Below are 20,878 nucleotides of genomic sequence, written 5' to 3'. Positions count from 1 at the left end.
GGCCCCTCGCTGCCGTGGAGGAGACCCATGTCAGCGAACGTCGCCACCGCGATCAGTCTCGCTTCTGGGTGGTGCCGAGCGGAGGGCACACGACGAGTCCTGCCCGCGGCGGCGCGTCTACTGTGATGAGATGGGGCTGGCTGCCACCAGCCCCGAGGGGACTACGCGTTGTCTGCGGCGATGAGCTTGTCGGCGTAGGCGCGCGCGTGGACGGCGTCGAGGATCGCCAGCTGGGCATTCTCGACGGCCCAGTCGGCGAAGTCGAGGGCGTCGGCCGCGTCACCTTCTGCCCAGGCTGCGTCGTTCGCAGCAACCTTGGCGTCCATGTGCCGGGATCGCTTGTCCATGTCTGCCTTGACGTCACTCCTCTTGGCCGCGGCATCCGCCTTCAGCTGAGCCCACTTCCCCCGAGCGCCTTCGGCGGCCTCCGAGGCCTCCTGCCGAGCGTTCTGGACCGACCGGTCCAGGTCGTCTTGTGCCCGGGTGATCCGCTCCCTGAGCTGTGCCTCGGACTCGGTCGCGGCCGTCTGCACCGCCGACTTGGCCGCCGCGACCCGCTGCTGCAGATCGTCCAGCCGCGAGGAGAAGTTCGTGTGCTGTGTCATGAGTTACCACCTTCGATGAATTCTGGCCCGATGTGGGCCACTGGGTACTTCGTGCAGTACTGACGATATCGTCAGTACTGCACGAAGTCAACGATTGCGCGATGCTGTGACCCGATCCTCGGTCAGTTGCCTCTGGGCGGTCGGCCGCGTTGTGGGAGACCCCCCGGAGGAGTGCGCGGGTCGCCGACGACTGCGTTCCGCCTCGGGCGGGGTCACACCATGAGATTCCCGACCCGCCCGGTTGCTTCACCTGGCTCAGCGTCGGTCCGCGAGTCGAGTCCACGCTGTGCTCCTAGGTCGCTCTGACGGACTCGCAGAGGGCATCTGAGCGGCCATCCGAACAGGTTCAGGTCGCGGGGATGGATGTTCCTTCGGTCGACCGGAATCGACACCCCTGTCGATCAGTCCCGCGAGCTCTCGCCCGGTGCGGTCATGTGGTCAAGGCCGGCTCAGGCGGCGTGGAGACCGATCAAAGGTCGGGCTGGGGCGGCAGCGGGCGGCTGCAGAGCCTGGTTGCCTCCCGCTTGGTCATCCCGAACATTCGAAGTACCGAGAAGGTCATCTGATCGGTCAGGGTCGCGGCGTCTGCCTCGGGCTGGGACTCCAGGAGCTGGAGCAGTCCGAGCATGGCACCACCGGCGGCCATGAGCGCGAGGTCGACGTTGTCGACGTCGAAGCGACCGGCATCCTTCGCGGCTGCGATGTCCTGCCGGGCTCTTGGTGCGAGTCCGGCGTCGTGGACGAGGATCCGCGGCCCGGTGTTGAGCAGCACGCGCACGAGCTCGGGATGCAGCCGCTGGAGTCGGCCGGTCATCCGGAAGCTCACCGTGAAGATCTCCGCGGGGTCGTCGTGTCCCGCCACCACGGCGTCCCGTAGGTCGACGTACGCCTGCAGCGTCTGGGTCACCGCGGCCTCGAAGAGCTCGTCCTTGCTCTCGAAGTGGTTGTAGAAGCTTCCGAAGCCCACGTCGGCCGAGTCGGTGATCTCCTGGATGCTCACGTTCGTCCTGCCGTCGGCGAGCAGTTGACGTGCAGCCCTCAGGAGCGCGCTGCGTGTGCGCTGCTTCCGGCGGTCGACGCGGCTCGGTGCCCCTGTCGCCTGACCGGTCATGCCGGACTCCGCTCCCGCTCGAACGCTCTTGGAGTCTGCATCGTATCTGACTGGTTCGTCAGAAGAAGCCATTGGAGAGGGGCCCGCTAGTTTCTGATGATTCCGTCAAGAGCCATTGACAGATGGTTTCATCGTCACTGATGATCTCATCAGATACAGCGAGTCGGAGGTACAGCACATGGAAGTTCTGGAGCGCGTCCCACGCACCGAGTCGGTGGTCGACGTCGGTCACCGCAAGCTCTTCGTCACCGAGGCAGGGAACGGGAACCCTGTGGTCCTGCTCCATGGCGGCGGGCCCGGAGCGACCGGAGTGTCGAACTACTCGCGCAACATCGACGCGCTCGCCGACCAGTTCCGCGTCATCGTGCCGGACATGCCGGGCTATGGGCGGTCGTCGAAGGACATCGACCACAGTGACCCGTTCGGTGACCTCGCTTGCGCGGTCCGTGGTCTGCTGGACGAGCTCGGCGTCGAGAAGGCCCATCTCGTGGGCAACTCCTACGGTGGCGCCGCTGCCCTGCGGCTGGCGTTGGATCGGCCGGACAAGGTGGACAGGCTGATCCTGATGGGGCCCGGCGGGGTCGGCACCACCCGTGCGCTTCCGACCAAAGGCCTCAAGACGTTGTTCCGCTATTACGGGGGCAAGGGGCCGAGCCGCGACAAGCTCGCCACGTTCATCCGCGAGTACCTGGTTTATGACGGTGCGGCGGTGCCCGACGAGCTCATCGACGTCCGCTACGACGCCAGCATCCATCCCGAGGTCGTCGCCGACCCGCCGCTGCGCCGCCCCTTCCCGGCCGCTCCGCGCACCCTGCTACGCATGGACTTCACGCGGGACCGACGGCTGGCCCACCAGCGCACCCCCACCCTCGTCATCTGGGGGGCGGACGACAAGGTGAACCGCCCGGCCGGCGGCCTGTCGCTCGCCCGCACGATGCCGAACTGCGACCTCTACCTCGCTGCCCGGACCGGCCACTGGGTCCAGTGGGAGCGCCCCGACCTGTTCAACTCGCTCGCCCTGGACTTCCTCGGCGCAAAGGAGACATCCCGATGAGTACGGCGTTCCTGCTGCCCAACACCGACGGTTCGGTATTCGGCTCGGTCCACCTCGGCTACGTCGTGGTGCAGTCCCAGCATCTCACCGACTGGCGGCGCTTCGGTGCGGAGGCGATCGGCCTTCACGTTGACGAGCTGACGCAGGACGTGATGCGGTTCCGCCTGGACGACCGTGAGTGCCGGTTCCTGATCCAGCGCGGCGTCACCGAGGACCTGATGGCCATGGGCTGGCAGGTCGACGACCACCAGACGTTCGACCGCGTCGTCAAGCGCGTGACCGAGCGCGGTGTCCCGATCGCGGAGGGCACGACGGAGGAGGCAGCCGTGCGCGGCGTGGAGCGCCTCTGGCGCTTCGCCGGTCCCAAGGGCATCACCCAGGAGATCTTCACCGCGCCGGTCAGAAGCGCGAGGCCCCTGCACATGATCACCAGTGGCTTCGTGACCGGCGATGCCGGGATGGGTCATGTTGCCATCACCACGCGGGACCCGCAGGGGCTGCACGCCTACTTCAACACCATCTTCGATTCCAGGCTCTCGGACTACATCGACGAGAACGTCGGTGGGATGAACCTCAAGATCCGCTTCCTGCGCGTCAACGAGCGGCACCACTCGGTCGCGATCGCCAACGTGCAGCAGCTCAAGATCGACCCCGTCCGTACCAAGGCGCAACATGTCAACATCCAGGCAGCGACGCTCGACGACATGCTCTCTGCGCACCAGCGGGTGCGCGAGCTGGGCTTCACGATGGCGTGGTCGGTGGGCCAGCACACCAACGACAGGTCGCTGTCCTTCTACTGCGTGACGCCGTCTGGCTTCGAGTTGGAGATGGGATGGAATCCGGTCACTGTCGGCCCGGAGCGGGAGGCCACCTGGGAGCCCGCGACGTACAAGGGCATCAGCATCTGGGGCCACACCCCTGTGGGCGAGAACGTGCTCAGCAAGCTGCATCAGTTCGCCACCATCATGCGCAACGCCCGCCATGCCGAGGTCTGCGTGCCCGAGCTCACGGGAGCCCCCCGATGAGCCACAACACCGACAAGACCTACGACGTCGCAGTGGTGGGGCTCGGGCCAACCGGACTCACCCTCGCCCACCTCCTCGGGCGCCGCGGCCTGAGCGTCCTCGTTCTCGAGCGTGAGCCGGCCTTCTATGGCAACGCGCGCGCCGTCTATACCGACGACGAGGCCATGCGGGTCTTCCAGACCGCGGGCGTGGCAGACGAGGTGCATGCCGATATGGACCTCGACTGCGCGGTCCAGTGGGTGCGCTCGGACGGCGACGTCATGATCCAGTTCCTGCCCACGAAGCAGCCGCTGGGCTGGCCGGTGGTGAACTTCCTCTACCAGCCGACTCTGGAGAACAAGCTGGAGGCGCTGCTGGGCCGCTACCGCCACGTCGAGGTCCTTCGCGCCCGCGAGCTGGTCGACTTCACCCAGGACGCCGACGGTGTCTGCGTCGCTCACGCAGCCTCCACCGGCGCGTCGTACGGCGACACCATCGGCGTTGTCGACAAGGCGACGACGCAGACCGTGCGGGCACGGTACCTCGTGGGTGCCGACGGCGGCCGCAGCCTCGTCCGGGCCCAACTGGGCAGCGGGCTGACCGGCAAGAGCTTCCCGGAGCGCTGGCTCGTCGTCGACCTGGCCGCCAAGGAAGGGGTTGACGCCTTCGGGCACAGGCCGTACTTCGACTTCATCTGCGATCCCGTAAGGCCCACGGTCAGCTGCCCGCAGCCGGGCGGACGTCACCGGTTCGAGTTCGCGCTCACGGACGGGGACAAGAAGGAGCACTTCGAGGCGGAGGCGACCGTCCGCCAGCTGCTGTCTCGGCACGTCGATCCCGACGACGTGGTGGTACTCCGAAGCCTGGTCTACACCTTCAACGCACTGGTGGCCGACCGCTGGCGGGACCGTCGGGTGCTGCTGGCCGGGGACGCGGCGCACATGACCCCGCAGTTCGTCGGACAGGGCATGAACGCGGGGATCCGGGACGCGGACAACCTGTCCTGGAAGCTCCAGGCGATCCTCAGGCACGGCGCCGACTCCGCGATCCTGGATAGCTACCAGAGCGAGCGGGAGCCCCACGCCAAGGCGATGATCGACTTCTCGGTCCTCAACAAGAGCCTGGTCTCGGTGAAGCACCCGGCCAAGGCGAAGGCCAGGGATGCCGCGATGTGGGCGGTACTGCGCACGCCGGGGCTGGGCGGCTATGTCCGCAGCATGGGCATGAAGCCCAAGCCGAAGTACCCAAAGGGCGCCTACCTCGGACTTCCTCGCGGTTTCCGAGGCGTCGAAGGAACGCTTGCGCCGCAGGCGCAGGTGCGGACCTACGACGGCCGGCCGGTCCGCCTCGACGACGCGCTGGGCATGGGCTGGGCCGTCGTCGGCATCGGCGTGGACCCCCGTCAAGTGCTCGGCAAGGACGCCGAGACGTGGCAGCGCGTCGACGCGACGTTCGCAACCCTGCACGCTGCCGGCGAGCGGCCGCAGGGCAGAGCAGGGGACGACCTGCGCGCCGAGGGCGTGGTCGATATCGAGGACATCACCGGCGCGTTCACAGGTTGGCAGCGACGGGCCGGCGCCAAGCAGGGCTCGGTGCTGGTGCTGCGCCCCGACAAGTTCGTCTTCGGCGTCTCCGATGGACAGACCGACGAGCTCACCCGGGCCCTGGTGGCCCAGCTCGGCCTCAAGCCAGCGGCGGCCACCGCGCCCAGCCGAGCCAAGGCAGGAGCCATCCGATGACGTCGGGCACCTTGGAGCAGGTCTCGGAGGCCGCCGACCGGCTCCGAGCCGCCTCCGTCGACCGCATTCCGTGCGCCCCCGTGCGCGACCTCATCGGCGCCACCGACGTGGCGGCGGCATACGCGGTCCAGCTGCAGCTGACCCAGGCCCGGGTGGCGGCGGGCGCCAAGGCCGTCGGCCACAAGGTCGGTCTCACATCTGCCGTCGTCCAGGCGCAGCTCGGCGTGGACCGGCCCGACTTCGGCGTGCTGTTCGAGGACATGCAGGTGGCCGAGTGCATGCCCGTGCCGTTTGACCGACTCCTGCAACCCAAGGTCGAGGCAGAGATCGCCTTCGTCCTCGGTGCCGACCTCGACGGCGACGTGAGCCCCGCCACGGTCCGAGCGGCTGTCGACCATGCCATGGTCGCGCTGGAGATCGTCGACAGCCGCATCGCCGGCTGGGACATCACCTTCTGCGACACCGTCGCGGACAACGCGTCCAGTGGGCTCTTCGTGCTCGGCGCCCAGCGCCTGACGTTCGCGGACTTCGAGCCGCTCGACACGAAGGTGACCCTGTACGTCGATGGCCTGGCCACCTCCATGGGCACCGGCGCCGCGTGTCTCGGCGACCCGCTGCGGGCCCTCACCTGGCTCGCCGCGACTGCCCGCGACCTCGGCGATCCGCTCACGGCCGGTCAGCTGGTGCTGTCGGGGGCGCTCGGACCCATGGTGCCGATCCGGCCCGGGACTCAGGTCCGGGCCGAACTGTGCAGCAACGACGGCCGGCCTCTCGGCACCGTCACCGCAGAGTTCCCAGGAGAGCAAGCATGAGACGCACCAAGGTCGCCGTGATCGGCTCCGGAAACATCGGCACCGACCTGATGATCAAGGTCCTGCGCCTGTCCGACACCCTCGAGATGGCGGCGATGGTCGGTATAGACCCCGACTCCGACGGCCTGGCCCGAGCCCGCCGTCTCGCGGTGCCGACGACGCACGCGGGGGTGCACGGCCTGATCGCGATGCCGGACTTCGACGATATCGACATCGTCTTCGACGCCACCTCTGCGGCGGCTCACCGCGAAAACGCCGCCGAGCTCGCGCCCTACGGCAAGCGACTGGTCGACCTCACCCCAGCGGCCATCGGGCCGTTCGTGGTGCCTGCGGTCAACATCGACGCGCACCTGGACGCCGTCGACGTCAATATGGTGACCTGCGGTGGCCAGGCAACGATCCCCGTGGTCGCCGCGCTGGCGCTAGTCGTGGACGTTCCCTACGCCGAGATCGTCGCGTCCATCGCCTCGAAGTCCGCGGGACCTGGCACCCGCGCGAACATCGACGAGTTCACCGAGACCACCGCGCAGGCCATCACCGAGGTCGGGGGCGCCCGCAGAGGCAAGGCCATCATCATCCTCAACCCCGCCGAGCCGCCTCTTCTGATGCGTGACACCGTGCATGCCTTGATCCACGACCCGGGCGGTCTGCAGCAGCCCGCGATCCGAGAGTCGGTCGTGCGGATGGTGGCGGACGTCGCGGCGTATGTGCCGGGCTACCGCCTCAAGCAGGAGGTCCAGTTCAGCGAGGTGCGCCCGGAGGACCCCGTGGACACGCTCGCGGGCGACGACCCAGTCAGCCACCAGGTCACAGTCTTCCTCGAGGTCGAGGGCGCGGCCCACTACCTGCCCGCCTACGCCGGCAACCTCGACATCATGACGTCCGCAGCATTGCGCGTCGCTGAGCAGATCGCCGGCCAGATCGCCGCGCAGGACGCAGGGCACGTCGATGGTCCGAACCACGCCGCCGAGGTGTCGGCATGACCCGGGTCTTCCTCCAGGACGTCACGCTGCGCGACGGCATGCACGCGCTGCGGCACCGGGTCACGCCCGAGAGCGTCGCTCGCATTGTGCGAGCACTCGACGACGCGGGGGTCGACGCCATCGAGGTCGCACACGGTGACGGACTGGCAGGCGGCAGCCTGAACTACGGACCCGGCAGTCACACTGACTGGCAGTGGCTCGAGGTGGCTGCGGCGAACCTGACCAAGGCCCGGCTCACCACGCTCCTGCTCCCCGGCATCGGCACCCTCCACGACCTGAGGCACGCGCACCGCCTGGGCGTGCGTTCGGTGCGCATTGCCACCCACTGCACCGAGGCAGACATCTCCGCTCAGCACATCGTCACCGCCCGCGAGCTGGGCATGGACGTCTCAGGGTTCCTCATGATGAGCCACCTGACCGACCCCGAGACCCTCGCCGGGCAGGCCAGGCTGATGGAGTCCTACGGCGCGCACTGCGTCTACGTCACCGACTCTGGCGGGCGCCTGACCATGGACGGCATCCGCGCCCGGGTCCGTGCCTTCCGCGACGTCCTGGACCCAGGCACCGAGCTCGGCGTCCACGCCCACCAGAACCTGTCCCTGGCCGTCGCCAACAGCGTCGTCGCCGTCGAGGAGGGCGTCACCCGGGTGGACGCGTCCCTGGCCGGACTCGGCGCCGGAGCGGGAAACTGCCCGATCGAGCCCTTCGTCGCCGTGGCCACACTCCAGGGCTGGAGGCACGGGGCAGACCTCTTCGCGCTCCAGGACGCGGCCGACGACCTGGTCCGGCCCTTGATCAGCCGACCGGTCCAGGTGGACCGTGAGACGCTCACCCTGGGCTACGCAGGAGTCTATTCCAGCTTCCTGCGGCACGCCGAGCGAGCCTCGGCGACGTACGGCGTGGACGTCCGCTCGATCCTCCAGGAGGTCGGTCGCCGGGGCCTGGTCGGTGGCCAGGAGGACATGATCGTGGACATCGCGCTCGACCTCGGCAGAGCGGGATAGCGCGTCATCAGCTACTCGAGGAGGCGCCCTGGTCTCCGGGCGAGGTCAGAAACCCCGAGACGAGCCGGCCGAGCTCGTCGGCGGAGGTCATCAGCCCGAGATGGCCGTCGTTGAAGACGTGGAGCGAGGCGTTGGGCAGCAGCGCACGCATGATCCGCGCATTGACCAGCGGGATCAATGGGTCGTCGTTCCCGGCGAGGATCAAGGTGGGCTGGCGGATCAGTGGGAGGGCCGGCAGGCTCGACCAGCCGAAGCCGGCGAGGAGCTGAAGGAGATAGCCGGTCCCGGACCCGAGGCGTTCCTGCTCGTTCGCCACGTGCCTCACCTCGCCGGGCTGCCGGCGCATCCGGCCGCCGTACAGCTCGGCCGCGATGGCCTTCGCGTATGACGGGTCGCGGTAGCGGCGCGGTGTGAGCATCTTGCTGAGCACGCTGAAGCGGGCCGGCACCATCAGCATTCCGGTTCCGGTGCTGACCAGCACCAGTCGTCGGCAGCGACGCGGGAACTGGAATGCCAGCTGCTGGGCCAGGCCGCCGCCCCAGGAAATGCCGAGGGTGTCGAACCGGTCGTAGCCGAGTCGGTCGAGCAGGGCGCCGACGAACCACGCGAGCAGCGCGAAGTTGTACGGCACCCTTGGCATCGGGGAACCACCCACGCCCGGCACGTCGAACAGCACCACCTCGATCCGGGGATCGACCTCCGCGACGAACGGTTGGAGCAGCTCGAGGTTGGCGCCGATGCCGTTGCAGAGCACCAGCGGTGGGCCGGAGCCAGTGCCCGGACGGACGGAAACCCGGACGTCGTGGCCAAACAGCCGGACCCGTCGCAACTGGGTCACTTGTCGAAGACGTACGTGCCGGGGGCATCCACGAGCACGGTCAGATGACTCGACCCGAGCTGTCTGGGTGCCTGACGGCGCGGGCCACAGCGCTCGTCCAGCCACAGCCCGAGGTCGGCCCACCACGTGCCCTGGTGGAGATCAGAGCCCGTCAGCCAGCCCTCGGCGTCGCATGTCATGTCGTCGTTGGTGTGGTAGGACGACTTGGGGTTGCCTGGCGGGTTGACCAGGGCAGCGATGTGACCACTTGTTGAGAGCACGAAGCGGGTCCTCCCGCCGAGGAGCTGAGCGCTTCGGTAGCAGTTCTGCCAAGGGGTGATGTGGTCGGCGATGCCCGCGACCACGTAGGAGTCCACCGTGATCCTGGCGAGGTCGATGGGAACTCCGAGGACGTTGAGGGCCCCGGGCCGGGTCAAGGAGCTCTCCATCGCCAGGTCGATGAAGTCGGCGTGCAGTGCGGCGGTCATCCGGGTGGTGTCTGAGTTCCAGAACAGGATGTCGAATGCCGGGGGCCGCTTTCCCAGTAGGTAGTTGTTCACCCAGTAGTTCCACACCAGATCCCCCGGCCGGAGCCACGCGAACACCTCCGCCAACCTCCGCCCGTCGAGGTACCCCTGGCGCGCCGACGCCGCCTTGGCTCGGCTCGCCAACCGCTCGTCGACGAGGGCGGACACCGTCTCGGTGTCGTGGTTGTCAACCGCTGTCACTGCCAGGCACAGCCCGGCCAGCCGCTCCTCCCGGTGGACACTGGTCAGGTAGGCCGCCGCGATGCTCGCGAGGATGCCGCCGGAGCAGACACCGCCGAGCACTGTCCGCGCGCTGCCCGTGATCTCCTCAACGGCTTCGAGGGCGTCGAGGACCGCGTGAACGTAGGTGTCGAGGTTCCAGGTGGTATGCCGCGTGTCCGGGTTGCGCCAGGAGATGACGAACATCTGCCGGCCCTGCCTGAGGCCGAACTCGACGAGGCTCCGCCCAGGGGCGAGGTCGAGTGCGTAGAACTTGTTGATCGTAGGCGGGACGACCAGCGCCGGCACCTCGAAGACCTCATCGGTTTGGGGCGTGTACTGGATCAGCTCCAGCACCTCGGTGCGGAGGACGACCGCACCGGGCGTGGCGGCGATGCTGTCGCCCACGACGAAGCCGGTGGCGTCGACCATCTCCGGCACGCGGGGGGCCGAAGCCAGGTCCCTCACGAGCTGCTTGCCCCCGCGGATCATGCTCAGGCCCGCGGTGTCGACGACGGCCTTGGTCGAGACAGGGTTGATCAGCGGGATATTGCTGGGGGCGACCGCCTGGGCTACGTTCTCGAGGAAGAAGCGCACGCGCGTGCGGTCGCGAGCGTCGAGGTCCGCCTCGGCGACGAGCAGCTCGGCGGTGTGGCTGCCCGCCAAGTAGAGCTGGACGAGCCGCTTCAGCAACGGGTTCTCGGTCCAGGCGACATCGATGAACCGCCGGTCCCCGCGGCGTGGCGCGAACGTCGAGGTGCCGGTCAGGATTCGTCCCGCCTCGGCGCCCAGCTCGCCCAGTCGTCGAGCTGTGGGCGTCGGATTGCATGCGAGAGCGAGCGCCCACTTCACCGTGGACATGTCGGGGAGGAAGCGGTGCAGCGGGCCGAGTGCGGCGTCGACGAGAAGGACGTCGAGGGGAGTGGCGCTCTCTGCGAGGCTGGCGGTGGCGGTGCTCATCGAAGGGTCTCCTCAGGGTCTCGGCTGGCGACCGTGGGTGTGGCGCAACCCCAACAGGAACTGAAAGATACCTCGATAGTGACGATCGCGTCAGTACTGCTCAAAGCCGCACCGCGAATGTGAGAGCGATCGCACATCTGAATGTGAGCCAGTCGCCACGCGCGTCCAGACCCGTCCACCCGCTCTCGTCCGCCGCATACCCCGCGCGTTCCGCAGGCCGGCAGGCCGGGGTAAGCGCGCGCGCTCTCGGAAGGCGCCGAGCAGGGGGGTGTGATCCGTCAGGCCGCCGAGTCGCTGTCTGGTGCCGGGTCGAGATCCGGGAGGGGGAGTGAGCAGATCCGTTGGGCCCGGCGCCGGGGCACGCCGAACATTCGCAGCAGGTCCTCGGTCACCCGATCGGTGGTCTCCTCGACGTCACGGTCCGGCTGGTCGTGCAGCAGCTGTCCGAGGGCGAGCAGGGCTCCGGCGGTCATCGTGACGGCCACGTCGAGGTCCTCGACGTCAAAACGGCCGGCATCCACGGCGGCCGCGATGTCCCGGCGGACGCGCGGTGCCAGGCCGTTGTCAGTGGTGAGCAGCCGGAGCGCGTTGTTGAGGAGGACCCGGCTGAGTTCGGGCTCCCTGCGGTGCAACCGCCCGGTCAGCCGGAAGCTGCAGGCGAACACCTCCGCGGGGTCCTCGATGTCGGCCGTCAGCGTGTCGAGCAGCTGGCCGTACGCGTCCATCACGGCCTCGACGGCGGCCTCGAACAGCTGCTCCTTGGTCTCGAAGTGGTTGTAGAAGGAGCCCATCCCGACGTCAGCGGCCTGGGTGATCTCCAGGATCGGCACATTCGTCCTGCCCTCGGCGATGAGGGTCTGCGCCGCGCGAATGAGCGCCGCACGCGTCCGGGCCTTGCGACGATCCAGTCGGTTGGTCTGCTGCTGCGCTGGTGCGTTGCTCACGGGCGCTCCTCTGCATCTTCGTCACAGGTGGTGTGTCTCCACCCTAGCGCGCTCCGTTCAGGGATGACGATTCCCTCAGAAATGCCTTGACTGAGTAATAGGTCATGAGTGACGATTACGTCAGCGACTAACTGAGGAGCGACAATGAGCAGTCACCGCGGGACTCACAACGACCTGCACAGCGAGCAGGGTGCGCTGCCCGCCGAGCACCCGGGACGTGCAAGGAACCCCGTCATCAAGGTGCTCGACCTGGCCTGGCTCGAGTTCGCCAAGCCCGACCTGGTCGCATCGGAGCGCTTCGCGCAGGCGTTTGGGTTCACGACCGTGAGCCGTACCGCGGACGAGCTCCAGCTTCGCGGGACCGACGCCGGCGCCCCCTGTGTGATCGTGCGTCGCGGACCACGCTCGCGGTATGTGGGAGCGGCCTTCCGGGCCGCGGAGACCACCGACCTGGTGCGGCTGGCCGGTGCCACCGGCACCAACGTCGAGATGCTGCCCGAGAGCCTGGGCGGGCTCACCGTGGACCTGAGCGACCCGAGTGGGGTCATGGTCCGAGTGGTGGCCGACACGCACGAGTTGGCGACCCTGCCCTCCCAGCCGACCCAGGTGCTCAACTTCGGGCACGACGTGCGACGCGCCAACGCCACGCAGCGGCCGCCGCATGAGCCCGCGAAGATCCAGCGACTGGGCCACGTCGTCCTGCAGACGCCGAGGTACGTCGAGACCCTGAACTGGTACCTGGAGCATCTCGGTCTCATTGTCAGCGACTTCAAGTACTTCGAGGGGCAGCGTGATCGGGGCCCCACGATGAGCTTCATCCGCTGTGACCGCGGATCGACGCCCACCGACCACCACACGCTGGCCATGATGCTCGGGCCCAGCAACCGATACGTCCACTCCGCCTATCAGGTAGGTGACCTCGACGCGCTGGCCGCGGGCGGGGAGCACCTGCGCGAGCTGGGCTTCTACCGCTCCTGGGGGATCGGTCGACACATCGAGGGCAGCCAGATCTTCGACTACTGGCGTGATCCGGACGGGCTCCTGGTCGAGCACTTCGCGGACGGTGACCTGTTCGACTGCACCCTGGAGCCTGGCTGGTCGCCGATGACGGCGTCCGGGCTCGCCCAGTGGGGGCCGCCTGCCACCAAGGACTTCCTGGGCCTCGCCCCGGGACGAGACGCGTTGCACGAGCTGGTGTCGATGGCTCGTTCGCTGCATGACGACAACGAGTTCGACCTGACCCGCCTTCGCGGCCTGCTGAAAGTGACGAACTCATGAGCACCACGATCCTTCGTACGTCCGACGCCTGGTGGGTCCGCACTCCTGGTGGCGCCGCACGGATCGACACCGACGCCGCCACCTCCGCCGGGCTGCTCGCCGACCGCGAGGCAATCGAGGCCGCCCGGGCCAGCACGAACACCGTGGACCCGGTCACCCTCGACCTGGTGTCCCCGGTGACGACGCGCTGCCGGGTGGTCGCGCAGATGACGAACTTCGCCAGCCACGTGAAGGACTCGGGTCTCGACCCGGACACCATCCCGCTGACGTTCTTCCGCAAGACGTCGGGCTCGATCAGCGGCCCGTTCGACGACATCAGCCGGCCCAGCCACGTGCACTTCCTGGACTACGAGGTCGAGATCGGCCTGGTCATCGGCCGGGAGCTGCCGGTGGGGACGCAGGTGACTGCAGACAACTGGACGTCGTTCGTGGCCGGTCTGGTGGTGACCAACGACATCTCGGCCCGGGACCTGCAGCTTCCGAAGACCCAGTTCTACGAGTCCAAGTCGTACCCGACGTTCACGCCGGTCGGTCCGGCCCTGGTCCTGCTCGACGACGACGAGCTCAAGCGCTTGGGCGACCTGCGCCTGCGCCTCTGGGTGAACGGCAAGCTGCGCCAGGACTCACGGGTCGACAGCGACATGATCTACTCCCCGCTCGAGGCGCTGAAGGCGTTGAGCCGGTTCCAGCAGCTCGACCCGGGTGACCTGCTCCTGACCGGGACCCCGAAGGGGACCGCCCTGAGCGCGCCCCCCAGGCCGGTCGAGATCATGGCTGCGTTCCTGCCGCCCGCACTGAAGTGGAAGATGTTCTTCAAGCGGCAGGCGCAGAACCCCAAGTACCTCAAGCATGGCGACATCGTCGAGGCATCCATCGGCACTGACGACGGAGCGATCGACCTCGGTCGGCAGCGCACGATAGTGAGGACCACCTGATGGGCGACCTGGTCTGGCCGACGTACGACGGCCCGGGCGACCTCGCCGCGATCGAGGCCGTGCCGCTGAGCGACCGCTGCCTTCCGGGCACGACGTACGAGCTCCTCGTCCGCGCCGCGCGCCTGTGGCCGGACCGCGTGGCCCTGTCCGTGCTCCCCGACGGCGAAGGGTGGGAGCGCCCGACGGAGCGCTCCTTCGCCGAGCTGCTGATGGATGTGCATCGCTACGCCAACGAGCTCTACACGCTGGGGGTCCGCCGCACCGACAGTGTCGCCCTGGTTGCCCCCAACTGCGACGAGCTCGTCACTGCAACGTTGGCTGCAGAGCTTGCAGGGATCGCGGCCCCGGTGAACGTCGGCCTCTCCGGCGAGCACATCACCGAGCTGCTCGGCCGGTCGGGCGCCCGGGTCCTCGTGGCCGCCGGCCCCGACCTCGCGCCGCAGGTCTGGGAAAGTGCACGAGAGATCGCCGTCGATGCCGGGATCGAGGCCCTCCTGGCCCTGGGCCCTACGGGCACGGGTTCGTCGCAGGCAGGACTGCGGCCGATCGACGGAGTCCGGGTCGGCCAGCTATCCGAAATGGCGGCGAAGCAGCCGCACGACGCCTTCGTGGGTGAAGCGCCCAACGCCACCGACCTCGCCGCGCTCTTCCACACCGGTGGCACGACGGGCACGCCGAAGCTCGCCGCGCACACCCACGCCAACGAGGTCTCCGACGCCTGGATGATCGCCGCCAGCAACCTGCTGCACGACGAGGCGGTGGTGTTCGCAGCCCTGCCGCTCTTCCACGTCAACGCACTCCTCGTCACCGTTCTGGGCCCCCTGTTCAGGGGACTGCACGTCGTCTGGGCGGGCCCCCACGGCTACCGGGACCAGGGGCTCTACGCACACTTCTGGAAGCTCGTCGAGCGCTACGGGGTCACCACGATGAGCGCCGTGCCCACCGTCTACTCCGTCCTCGCCGGCTGTCCCGTGGACGCCGACATCAGCAGCCTGCGCTTCGCCGTGGTGGGCGCCTCCCCCCTGCCGCAGGCGGTCCGGGACGGCTTCGAATCCGCCACCGGCATCCGACTGGTCGAGGGCTACGGCCTCACCGAGGCCACCTGTGTCAGCGCACTGAGCTTTCCCCACCGCCCGCGTCCCGGGTCCGTCGGCCAGCGACTGCCGTACCAGCAGGTGAAGGCAGTCCACGCCACCGATTCCGGAGAGTGGGTCGACCTGCCGCCCGGTCAGGTCGGCGTGCTCGCCGTCAACGGGCCAACTGTGTTCCCCGGCTACGTCACCGGCCGAAGTGCCGACGGGCCCATGCTGGACGGGCTGGGCAAGCTGCGCGACGGCTGGCTGGACACCGGAGACCTGGCCCTGGTCGACCCGGACGGCTTCATCCACCTCGCCGGTCGAGCCAAGGACCTCATCATCCGCGGCGGTCACAACATCGACCCGGCAGTCATCGAGAGCGTGCTGTTGACACACCCGGCAGTCACCGCCGCGCAGGCGGTGGGCCGCCCGGACCTGCACGCCGGCGAAGTGCCCGTCGCGTTCGTCACCCTCGCCCCGGGCGCCAGCCCGTCACCCGAGGAACTGCGTGCCTGGACCGCCGACCACGTTCCTGAACAGGCGGCGGCGCCCAAGTCCGTCACCGTACTGGACGCACTCCCAGTCACCCTCGTGGGCAAACACTTCAAACCCGCCCTGCGCGCCGAGGCCACCCGAGCGGCCGTCGCCGACGCGCTCGGCCACATCGCCTCGGTCACCGGCGTCCGAGGAACCATCGAGGACGGTGCGGTCGTCGCCGTCGTCACTCTGGCCCGTGGCGCCGACCAGGCGCCGGTCAGGCAAGCACTCGACCGCTTCGCGATCACCTGGAGATTGGAACTCTCATGAACCCCACCTCGATCCTTGCCGCCCTCCTCGTCGTGGTCTTCGCCGTCGTCGGCACGGCGAAGCTCGCCGCCGTGCCCGCCATGCGCGCAAAGGCCGAACACGTCGGCTTCAGCGTCGCGGCATACCGACGGATCGGCCTCCTCGAGGTCCTCGGCGTTGTCGGCCTGCTCGCAGGCTCGTTCGTTCCGGTGATCGGCGCCGTGGCCGGCGCGGGACTCCTGATGCTCCTCGCAGGGGCAGTCGTGGCCCACGTGCGCAACGGCGACGGCATACGCGAGATGGCCCCGGCCGTCGTCCTGGGCGTGCTGACCCTCAGCTACATCCTGCTCGTGGTCGGTGACCTGCGATGAAACGGGCTCAGCCGACCGGCGCGGAGACGATTCCCGTCGTCATCGTGGGCGGTGGACCCGTCGGCGTCACCGCAGCCACCCTCCTCGGGCAGTACGGCGTCGAATGCCTCGTCCTGGACCGCTGGGACGGCGTCTACCCCCAACCGCGGGCCGTTCACCTCGACGATGAGGTGTACCGGGTCCTCGTCCGGCTCGGCATCGCCGAGCAGTTCGCTGCGGTGTCGCGGCCCACCCGGGGGCTGCAGCTGGTCGACCGGAACCACCGGGCGTTCGCCGTGTTCGACCGGTCCGGCGACCATGGCCGGCACGGGCATCCCAGGGCGAACATGTTCGACCAGCCCGAGCTCGAGCAGCTGATGCGCACCAACCTCGAGGCCCAGACCACAGTCCGCCTGCGCGGGAACGTCGAGGTCACCGACGTCGCCCAGGACGGCCAGGATCGGGTCAGGGTGGACTTCACCGACCGGCTCACCGGGGAGCCCGAGTCCGTGCTGGCTACCTTCGTGCTGGGTTGCGACGGAGCCAACAGCGTCGTGCGAACGGCGATCGGCTCGACGATGGAGGACCTCAAGTTCGAGCAGCGCTGGCTGGTCATCGACGTGGCCAGCGCGGTCGAGCTCGACCAGTGGGAAGGCGTGCACCAGCTCTGCGACCCCGGACGCGCGGCGACCTACATGCGCATCGGGGACACGCGCTACCGCTGGGAGTTCCGGCTGCTTGACGGGGAGACCGCCACTGACTTCCAGTCCATCGAAGCCCTCCTGCCCCTCGTCGGGCCGTGGGTCGAGGGCATCCCGTGCGATCAGCTCGAGCTGGTGCGCGTCGCGGAGTACACCTTCCGGGCCCAGTTGGCGGACCGCTGGCGAGATCGCAATGTGTTCCTTCTCGGCGACGCAGCCCACCTGACCCCGCCCTTCATCGGTCAAGGGCTGTGCGCGGGACTCCGGGACTCCATGAACCTCAGCTGGAAGATGGCCGGCGTCCTGTCCGGGGACCTGCCCGAGTCGGTGCTCGACACATATGAGGCGGAGCGCAAACCGCACGCCCGGGCCCTCATCCAGCTCGCCAAGCTCGTCGGTGCCTCAATGACGCGGGGCGGCAGGGCCGGTGACCTCCTTCGCAGGGCTATTGCCCCGCGAATGCACCGGGTCCCCGGCTTGCGTCGCCGACTCGTCGACAGCGAGACCCCGCCGCTGGGCCGGTCCGCACTGGTGGATCGACGTGGACCCCGAAAGGCCCTCACTGGACGGTTGTGTCCGAACGCGGTCATCGCCGACGACCTCCGGTACGACGACGTGACCCGTGGCGGGTTCGTGCTGGTGAGCGGCATACCCATCTCGCCCGGGCAACGGGCGCTGCTGACGGGCCGCGGGACCGAGGTGCTCGAGGTGGGACCTGGTTCGCCGCTGCACAGGTGGCTTGCCGACGGCAAGAGTGCGGCAGCACTCATCCGACCCGACTTCACGGTGCTGCGGGCCGGCCGCGACGTGGCGGCCCTCTGCGAAGCGGCACCCAGGTTCACGGCCGCCTGAATATCGCCGCCGCCCGCGACGCAACTCACGACCGGGAGCGGCCGAGGCGGGACCAGCGTGCGACTGTCTGGGACAGTTCATTGCGTCGTGCCTTCCAGCGCCGGTCGGCTTCACGAACGGCACCGGTTGCCTGCTCGCGGGCGGCGGTGTACTTCGCCCGGACGGTGGAGACGGCAGCCTGGCGCGCGGTCTGCGGCCACGACCCCTCGGCGCTGGGCGGCGTCGGCAGCCTGGTGTGCCGGCCGGCGGCTATGGCGCCGCCGCGCTGGGCGGCCGCGGTGACCCACTGGCGCTCGCGCCACAGCAGCGCGACGAAGCCCACCCCAGAGGAACAGGACGAGAAGGAGCGGGCCGACTACGACTGGGATCAATGTGCCGCGCAACGGCCACCAGTCGGCAACCTACCGCTCTTCGCGTGCAGCTGCGCCGGAGGCCTACGGGAGGGGTCTGGCTTGCAGAGTTGGGAGGCGCGCGGAGCTGGTGCGGGGCACTCGCGCGCTGGCTTGCAGCCGATGCCCGCGACCACTTCGACGCTGGGTTCACCGGCATGACCGAGGACCCCAGCGACCAGAGCAGCGCCCTCTTACCCGCGGCAGACAGCATCTCCCGTGAAGAGATCCACCGTGGTCACGCCGTTCGCGTTGATGGTCGTGTGGATAGTGAAAGTCGTGAGCAAATTCGGCTCCGCGCCTTGGCTGACCAGCACACCGCGGCTGATCTGCGTCAACGTGACCGGGCTGCCCAGGGGCCACGTGTTCGAGCTTGTGGCGCTGAATGCGCTGGTTGAGACCCAGGTGGGTCCAGTGGTCAGGTCGACAAACTCTGTGCCGACAAGCACAGCAGGAACTGCCTTTACTCCCTGCAGATTCACGGTGGAGGTGAAATGGAAAGTGCCCTGGGCGTCCTGAACGTAGTTCACCATGTAGTGCATGACGCCGGTGAGGTGCAGGAACGGCGCCACATTCTGAACGCAAGACGGGGCGAATCCGTATTCATCCACGACGAACGTGTCGTTCTGCTGGTCGATGATCTGGGCTCCTGCGGCGCCCGCAGTCCCAATCGTCATCGTGAGCGCTACGGCAACGACGACGAGGGTGTGCAGAAGGCGACGTGAGAGCGAGCTGGTCCCTTTCATGGTCTCTCTCCAGTCCTTCCAGGAGCAGCCTCGGCGGTCGGGGCTTGCCCCTTCGCTTCAATCTGGCTCGATGGCCGCTCTGGACCCTCGGGGCTCGCGGCGGCCCGACTGACGTACTCGTGGAGCCTCAACGCCTTCGTGGTACGTGACAAGGCCGGCCAGTCCATGCCTCCCCGGCCATATGGTGTTTCAGCGTGCGTCGGAGGTGCCGGGCCGCGCCAGAGTCTTAAGTCCCGTGATCCCCGACACGGCCCGCGTGCAGAGAGCGGCTACCGGGACTGTGACCACACCACCGACGAGGTCACCGCGAGCTGCTGCAGGTCGTGACCAAGGAGTACGAGGCCGCGGTCGATTCAGGTGAATCAGGCGTGCGACTGCGTGAGATCCCTGCGCTGGCACCGAGCCCCGGCAGCCCCGGTGGCTCAGTTGCGGCAATAGTGGGCCTGATGGGTTTACCAAGAAGGAGAGTTGATGGCAGGCGAGTCCGAGCCCCTGATCTACCGGCAGATCGAGTGGGCACACACCTACAACGGGTACGAGCGACTGGCCGGAGGCGAGCAAGCCCAGCCGCCCTGGCCCGGCTGCTGGACCCGGCTTGGCGTGAGTACCAGGCCAGCGAACGAGTGCCCGAGTGGTGCGGGCTCGATCTCCTTCGAGGTTGGGCGTTCTACATCACGCGAGCTGACCGGCACGGCGGCGGATACGACCTCGGCGAGGGCGGGGCGAAGCTGGACGAATGGAACGCGGTGCTCGAGCGCATCTCGACCCACCCCGGTGCCCGACCCGATGACCGGCCACCCCTCGAAGGCAGGCTTCGACCCGCGACGACAGCTGCCTCACGCGGTCTCTCCGTCCGAGTCATCGACTCCCCCGAGATGGCCCAGGCCCGCCGCAGCGAGCTGGACATCGACCGCGACACGGCCCGGCGGCTGGGCAACGAGGCACGCGAGTTCATCCGGCAGGGCTGATACCCCGGCATCACGGGCGGCCAGGTCCGCTGGAGTGAGGCGATCGATCATGCTCGCCGCGCCAAGGTGTCGATTCCACCAGAGGTCGAGCTGCCAGTATTTCAGGTCGTGACTTCGCCCGGCAGCGTCGTGGAGGTCACCAACGAGGCGTCCCTGGGTGCGGCACGTCGACTCACTCAGCAGAGTCTGCGTCCCCTCGTGCTCAACATGGCCAATGGACTGCATCCCGGCGGCGGGTACCTCGCCGGGGCACGAGAACAGGAGGAGTACCTGTGCCGGTCAACTGCGCCGGTGGCCACCCTCGAAGGCGACGCGATGTACCAGCGCCACGCCACGAGGCCCGAGCCCGACTCGACGGACTGGGCCATACTCTCCCCGGACGCGCCAGTGTTCCGAGACGACGACGGCACCCCGATCGAGATGCCTTGGCCCGCGGCGTTCCTCACGGCCGCAGCACCTTACGCACCCATCGTTGGGCAGCCCCGAGCGGGAGACCTGCTCGACGCCCGGATCGCTCGCGTGCTCGATGTCGCCAACGCCCACGGTTACACGGAGCTCGTGCTCGGCGCGTGGGGCTGCGGTGCTTTCGGCAACGACCCTGACCGGACCGCCAACAGCTTCAGGCGACACCTCGACGACCGGGCGGGCTCGTTGCAGCACGTCGTGTTCGCCGTCGTGGGCTGGTCCCGCGACCGCCGATTCCTTGCCCCCTTCGCTCGGGCCTTCGACGCCTAAACGCCACTGAACAGTCTTCGTGGCGAACTCGCTGCCCGGACCGATCACCGTCGTACACCACCGATCCGGACTTGACCCGACGGCGACTTGGACCTCGTTGCTGAGCGCCTACAGGAGGTTCGCTCTTGAGGCTCTGCGGACTATCTGCGGACCACGGCCGCGACGAGGAGCCTGCGCATCGTCCACAGCCAGCCGGAAAATAGCGTCTGAACTGCGAAAACGTGTGGTGCCCCGGCAGTGTCTGATTCCACGAAATAGTTGACGCCTGTCCCGGGACATAGTT

General features: G+C 68.4%; 20 protein-coding genes. 13 read left to right on the top strand and 7 right to left on the bottom strand.

The window, feature by feature from the left end; translation table 11 throughout:
• Nucleotides 1-161 precede the first annotated feature (161 nt).
• Both N865_RS08615 and N865_RS08610 read right to left on the bottom strand, forming a co-directional pair.
• Nucleotides 162-605, bottom strand: a complete 444-nt coding sequence (locus tag N865_RS08615; protein ID WP_034804218.1) for a hypothetical protein — start codon at nt 603-605, stop codon at nt 162-164.
• A gap of 469 nt (nt 606-1,074) precedes the next feature.
• The gene (locus N865_RS08610) at nt 1,075-1,716 is read right to left on the bottom strand and encodes a TetR/AcrR family transcriptional regulator (RefSeq protein WP_034804214.1); all 642 of its coding nucleotides are present in this window, start codon (nt 1,714-1,716) and stop codon (nt 1,075-1,077) included.
• Nucleotides 1,717-1,894: 178 nt separating this feature from the next.
• Here N865_RS08610 and N865_RS08605 point away from each other — a divergent pair, with 178 nt between their 5' ends.
• The 6 genes from N865_RS08605 to dmpG are packed head-to-tail and all read left to right on the top strand — an operon-like array spanning nt 1,895 to nt 8,312.
• Nucleotides 1,895-2,770 (top strand): alpha/beta fold hydrolase, encoded by an 876-nt coding sequence (locus N865_RS08605; RefSeq protein WP_034804211.1) that lies wholly within the window; start codon nt 1,895-1,897, stop codon nt 2,768-2,770.
• A complete protein-coding gene (locus tag N865_RS08600; RefSeq protein ID WP_034804208.1) occupies nt 2,767-3,795 on the top strand; it encodes a VOC family protein in 1,029 nt (342 codons plus the stop codon). Before N865_RS08605 ends, N865_RS08600 begins: the two co-directional genes overlap by 4 nt.
• On the top strand, nt 3,792-5,513 hold the full coding sequence (gene mhpA, locus N865_RS08595; protein ID WP_034804205.1) for a bifunctional 3-(3-hydroxy-phenyl)propionate/3-hydroxycinnamic acid hydroxylase MhpA: 1,722 nt from the start codon (nt 3,792-3,794) through the stop codon (nt 5,511-5,513). The genes N865_RS08600 and mhpA (N865_RS08595) overlap by 4 nt, the downstream gene beginning before the upstream one ends.
• The gene (locus N865_RS08590; protein WP_034804203.1) at nt 5,510-6,325 is read left to right on the top strand and encodes a 2-keto-4-pentenoate hydratase; all 816 of its coding nucleotides are present in this window, start codon (nt 5,510-5,512) and stop codon (nt 6,323-6,325) included. Before mhpA (N865_RS08595) ends, N865_RS08590 begins: the two co-directional genes overlap by 4 nt.
• Nucleotides 6,322-7,308, top strand: coding sequence for an acetaldehyde dehydrogenase (acetylating) (locus N865_RS08585; protein ID WP_034804201.1), 987 nt, complete (start codon nt 6,322-6,324; stop codon nt 7,306-7,308). The genes N865_RS08590 and N865_RS08585 overlap by 4 nt, the downstream gene beginning before the upstream one ends.
• Entirely contained in the window at nt 7,305-8,312 is a 1,008-nt protein-coding gene (gene dmpG, locus N865_RS08580) for a 4-hydroxy-2-oxovalerate aldolase (protein WP_034804199.1), read from the top strand. Before N865_RS08585 ends, dmpG begins: the two co-directional genes overlap by 4 nt.
• Nucleotides 8,313-8,319: 7 nt before the next feature.
• On the opposite strand, the gene phaZ is transcribed toward dmpG, so the two are convergent.
• From phaZ to N865_RS08565, 3 genes are all read right to left on the bottom strand, one after another.
• Nucleotides 8,320-9,150: a poly(3-hydroxyalkanoate) depolymerase gene (gene phaZ, locus N865_RS08575; protein ID WP_034804197.1), complete on the bottom strand. Its 831-nt coding sequence runs from the start codon at nt 9,148-9,150 to the stop codon at nt 8,320-8,322.
• Nucleotides 9,147-10,835, bottom strand: coding sequence for a PHA/PHB synthase family protein (locus tag N865_RS08570; protein WP_034804193.1), 1,689 nt, complete (start codon nt 10,833-10,835; stop codon nt 9,147-9,149). Before N865_RS08570 ends, phaZ begins: the two co-directional genes overlap by 4 nt.
• A gap of 278 nt (nt 10,836-11,113) precedes the next feature.
• A complete protein-coding gene (locus tag N865_RS08565) occupies nt 11,114-11,779 on the bottom strand; it encodes a TetR/AcrR family transcriptional regulator (RefSeq protein WP_034804190.1) in 666 nt (221 codons plus the stop codon).
• 144 nt (nt 11,780-11,923) lie between these two features.
• Between N865_RS08565 and N865_RS08560 the strand changes: the two genes are divergently transcribed.
• Genes N865_RS08560 through mhpA (N865_RS08540) form a run of 5 tightly spaced genes read left to right on the top strand, consistent with a single transcriptional unit; the run spans nt 11,924 to nt 17,757 of the window.
• A complete protein-coding gene (locus tag N865_RS08560) occupies nt 11,924-13,057 on the top strand; it encodes a VOC family protein (RefSeq protein WP_034804187.1) in 1,134 nt (377 codons plus the stop codon).
• Nucleotides 13,054-13,992 carry a fumarylacetoacetate hydrolase family protein gene (locus N865_RS08555; protein ID WP_034804184.1) on the top strand — a complete coding sequence of 313 codons (939 nt, stop codon included), beginning with the start codon at nt 13,054-13,056 and terminating at the stop codon, nt 13,990-13,992. Before N865_RS08560 ends, N865_RS08555 begins: the two co-directional genes overlap by 4 nt.
• Nucleotides 13,992-15,875 (top strand): acyl-CoA synthetase, encoded by a 1,884-nt coding sequence (locus N865_RS08550; protein ID WP_034804182.1) that lies wholly within the window; start codon nt 13,992-13,994, stop codon nt 15,873-15,875. Before N865_RS08555 ends, N865_RS08550 begins: the two co-directional genes overlap by 1 nt.
• Nucleotides 15,872-16,225, top strand: coding sequence for a DoxX family protein (locus N865_RS08545; RefSeq protein WP_034804179.1), 354 nt, complete (start codon nt 15,872-15,874; stop codon nt 16,223-16,225). The genes N865_RS08550 and N865_RS08545 overlap by 4 nt, the downstream gene beginning before the upstream one ends.
• Nucleotides 16,222-17,757 (top strand): bifunctional 3-(3-hydroxy-phenyl)propionate/3-hydroxycinnamic acid hydroxylase MhpA, encoded by a 1,536-nt coding sequence (gene mhpA, locus N865_RS08540; protein ID WP_034804176.1) that lies wholly within the window; start codon nt 16,222-16,224, stop codon nt 17,755-17,757. Before N865_RS08545 ends, mhpA (N865_RS08540) begins: the two co-directional genes overlap by 4 nt.
• 25 nt (nt 17,758-17,782) lie before the next feature.
• Here the strand turns inward: mhpA (N865_RS08540) and N865_RS08535 are convergent, their stop codons facing one another.
• Both N865_RS08535 and N865_RS08530 read right to left on the bottom strand, forming a co-directional pair.
• Nucleotides 17,783-18,079, bottom strand: a complete 297-nt coding sequence (locus N865_RS08535) for a hypothetical protein (protein WP_034804173.1) — start codon at nt 18,077-18,079, stop codon at nt 17,783-17,785.
• A gap of 261 nt (nt 18,080-18,340) precedes the next feature.
• Nucleotides 18,341-18,892, bottom strand: coding sequence for a hypothetical protein (locus tag N865_RS08530; protein ID WP_034804170.1), 552 nt, complete (start codon nt 18,890-18,892; stop codon nt 18,341-18,343).
• 623 nt (nt 18,893-19,515) lie between these two features.
• Here N865_RS08530 and N865_RS23280 point away from each other — a divergent pair.
• Nucleotides 19,516-19,860 carry a hypothetical protein gene (locus N865_RS23280; protein WP_157557624.1) on the top strand — a complete coding sequence of 115 codons (345 nt, stop codon included), beginning with the start codon at nt 19,516-19,518 and terminating at the stop codon, nt 19,858-19,860.
• A gap of 9 nt (nt 19,861-19,869) precedes the next feature.
• Nucleotides 19,870-20,595: a TIGR02452 family protein gene (locus N865_RS08520; RefSeq protein WP_157557623.1), complete on the top strand. Its 726-nt coding sequence runs from the start codon at nt 19,870-19,872 to the stop codon at nt 20,593-20,595.
• The last annotated feature ends 283 nt before the right edge of the window (nt 20,596-20,878 follow it).

Source organism: Intrasporangium oryzae NRRL B-24470, from assembly GCF_000576595.1.
Taxonomy (GTDB): Bacteria; Actinomycetota; Actinomycetes; order Actinomycetales; family Dermatophilaceae; genus Intrasporangium_C; species Intrasporangium_C oryzae.
This window is presented reverse-complemented; position numbering and strand designations above follow the sequence as displayed.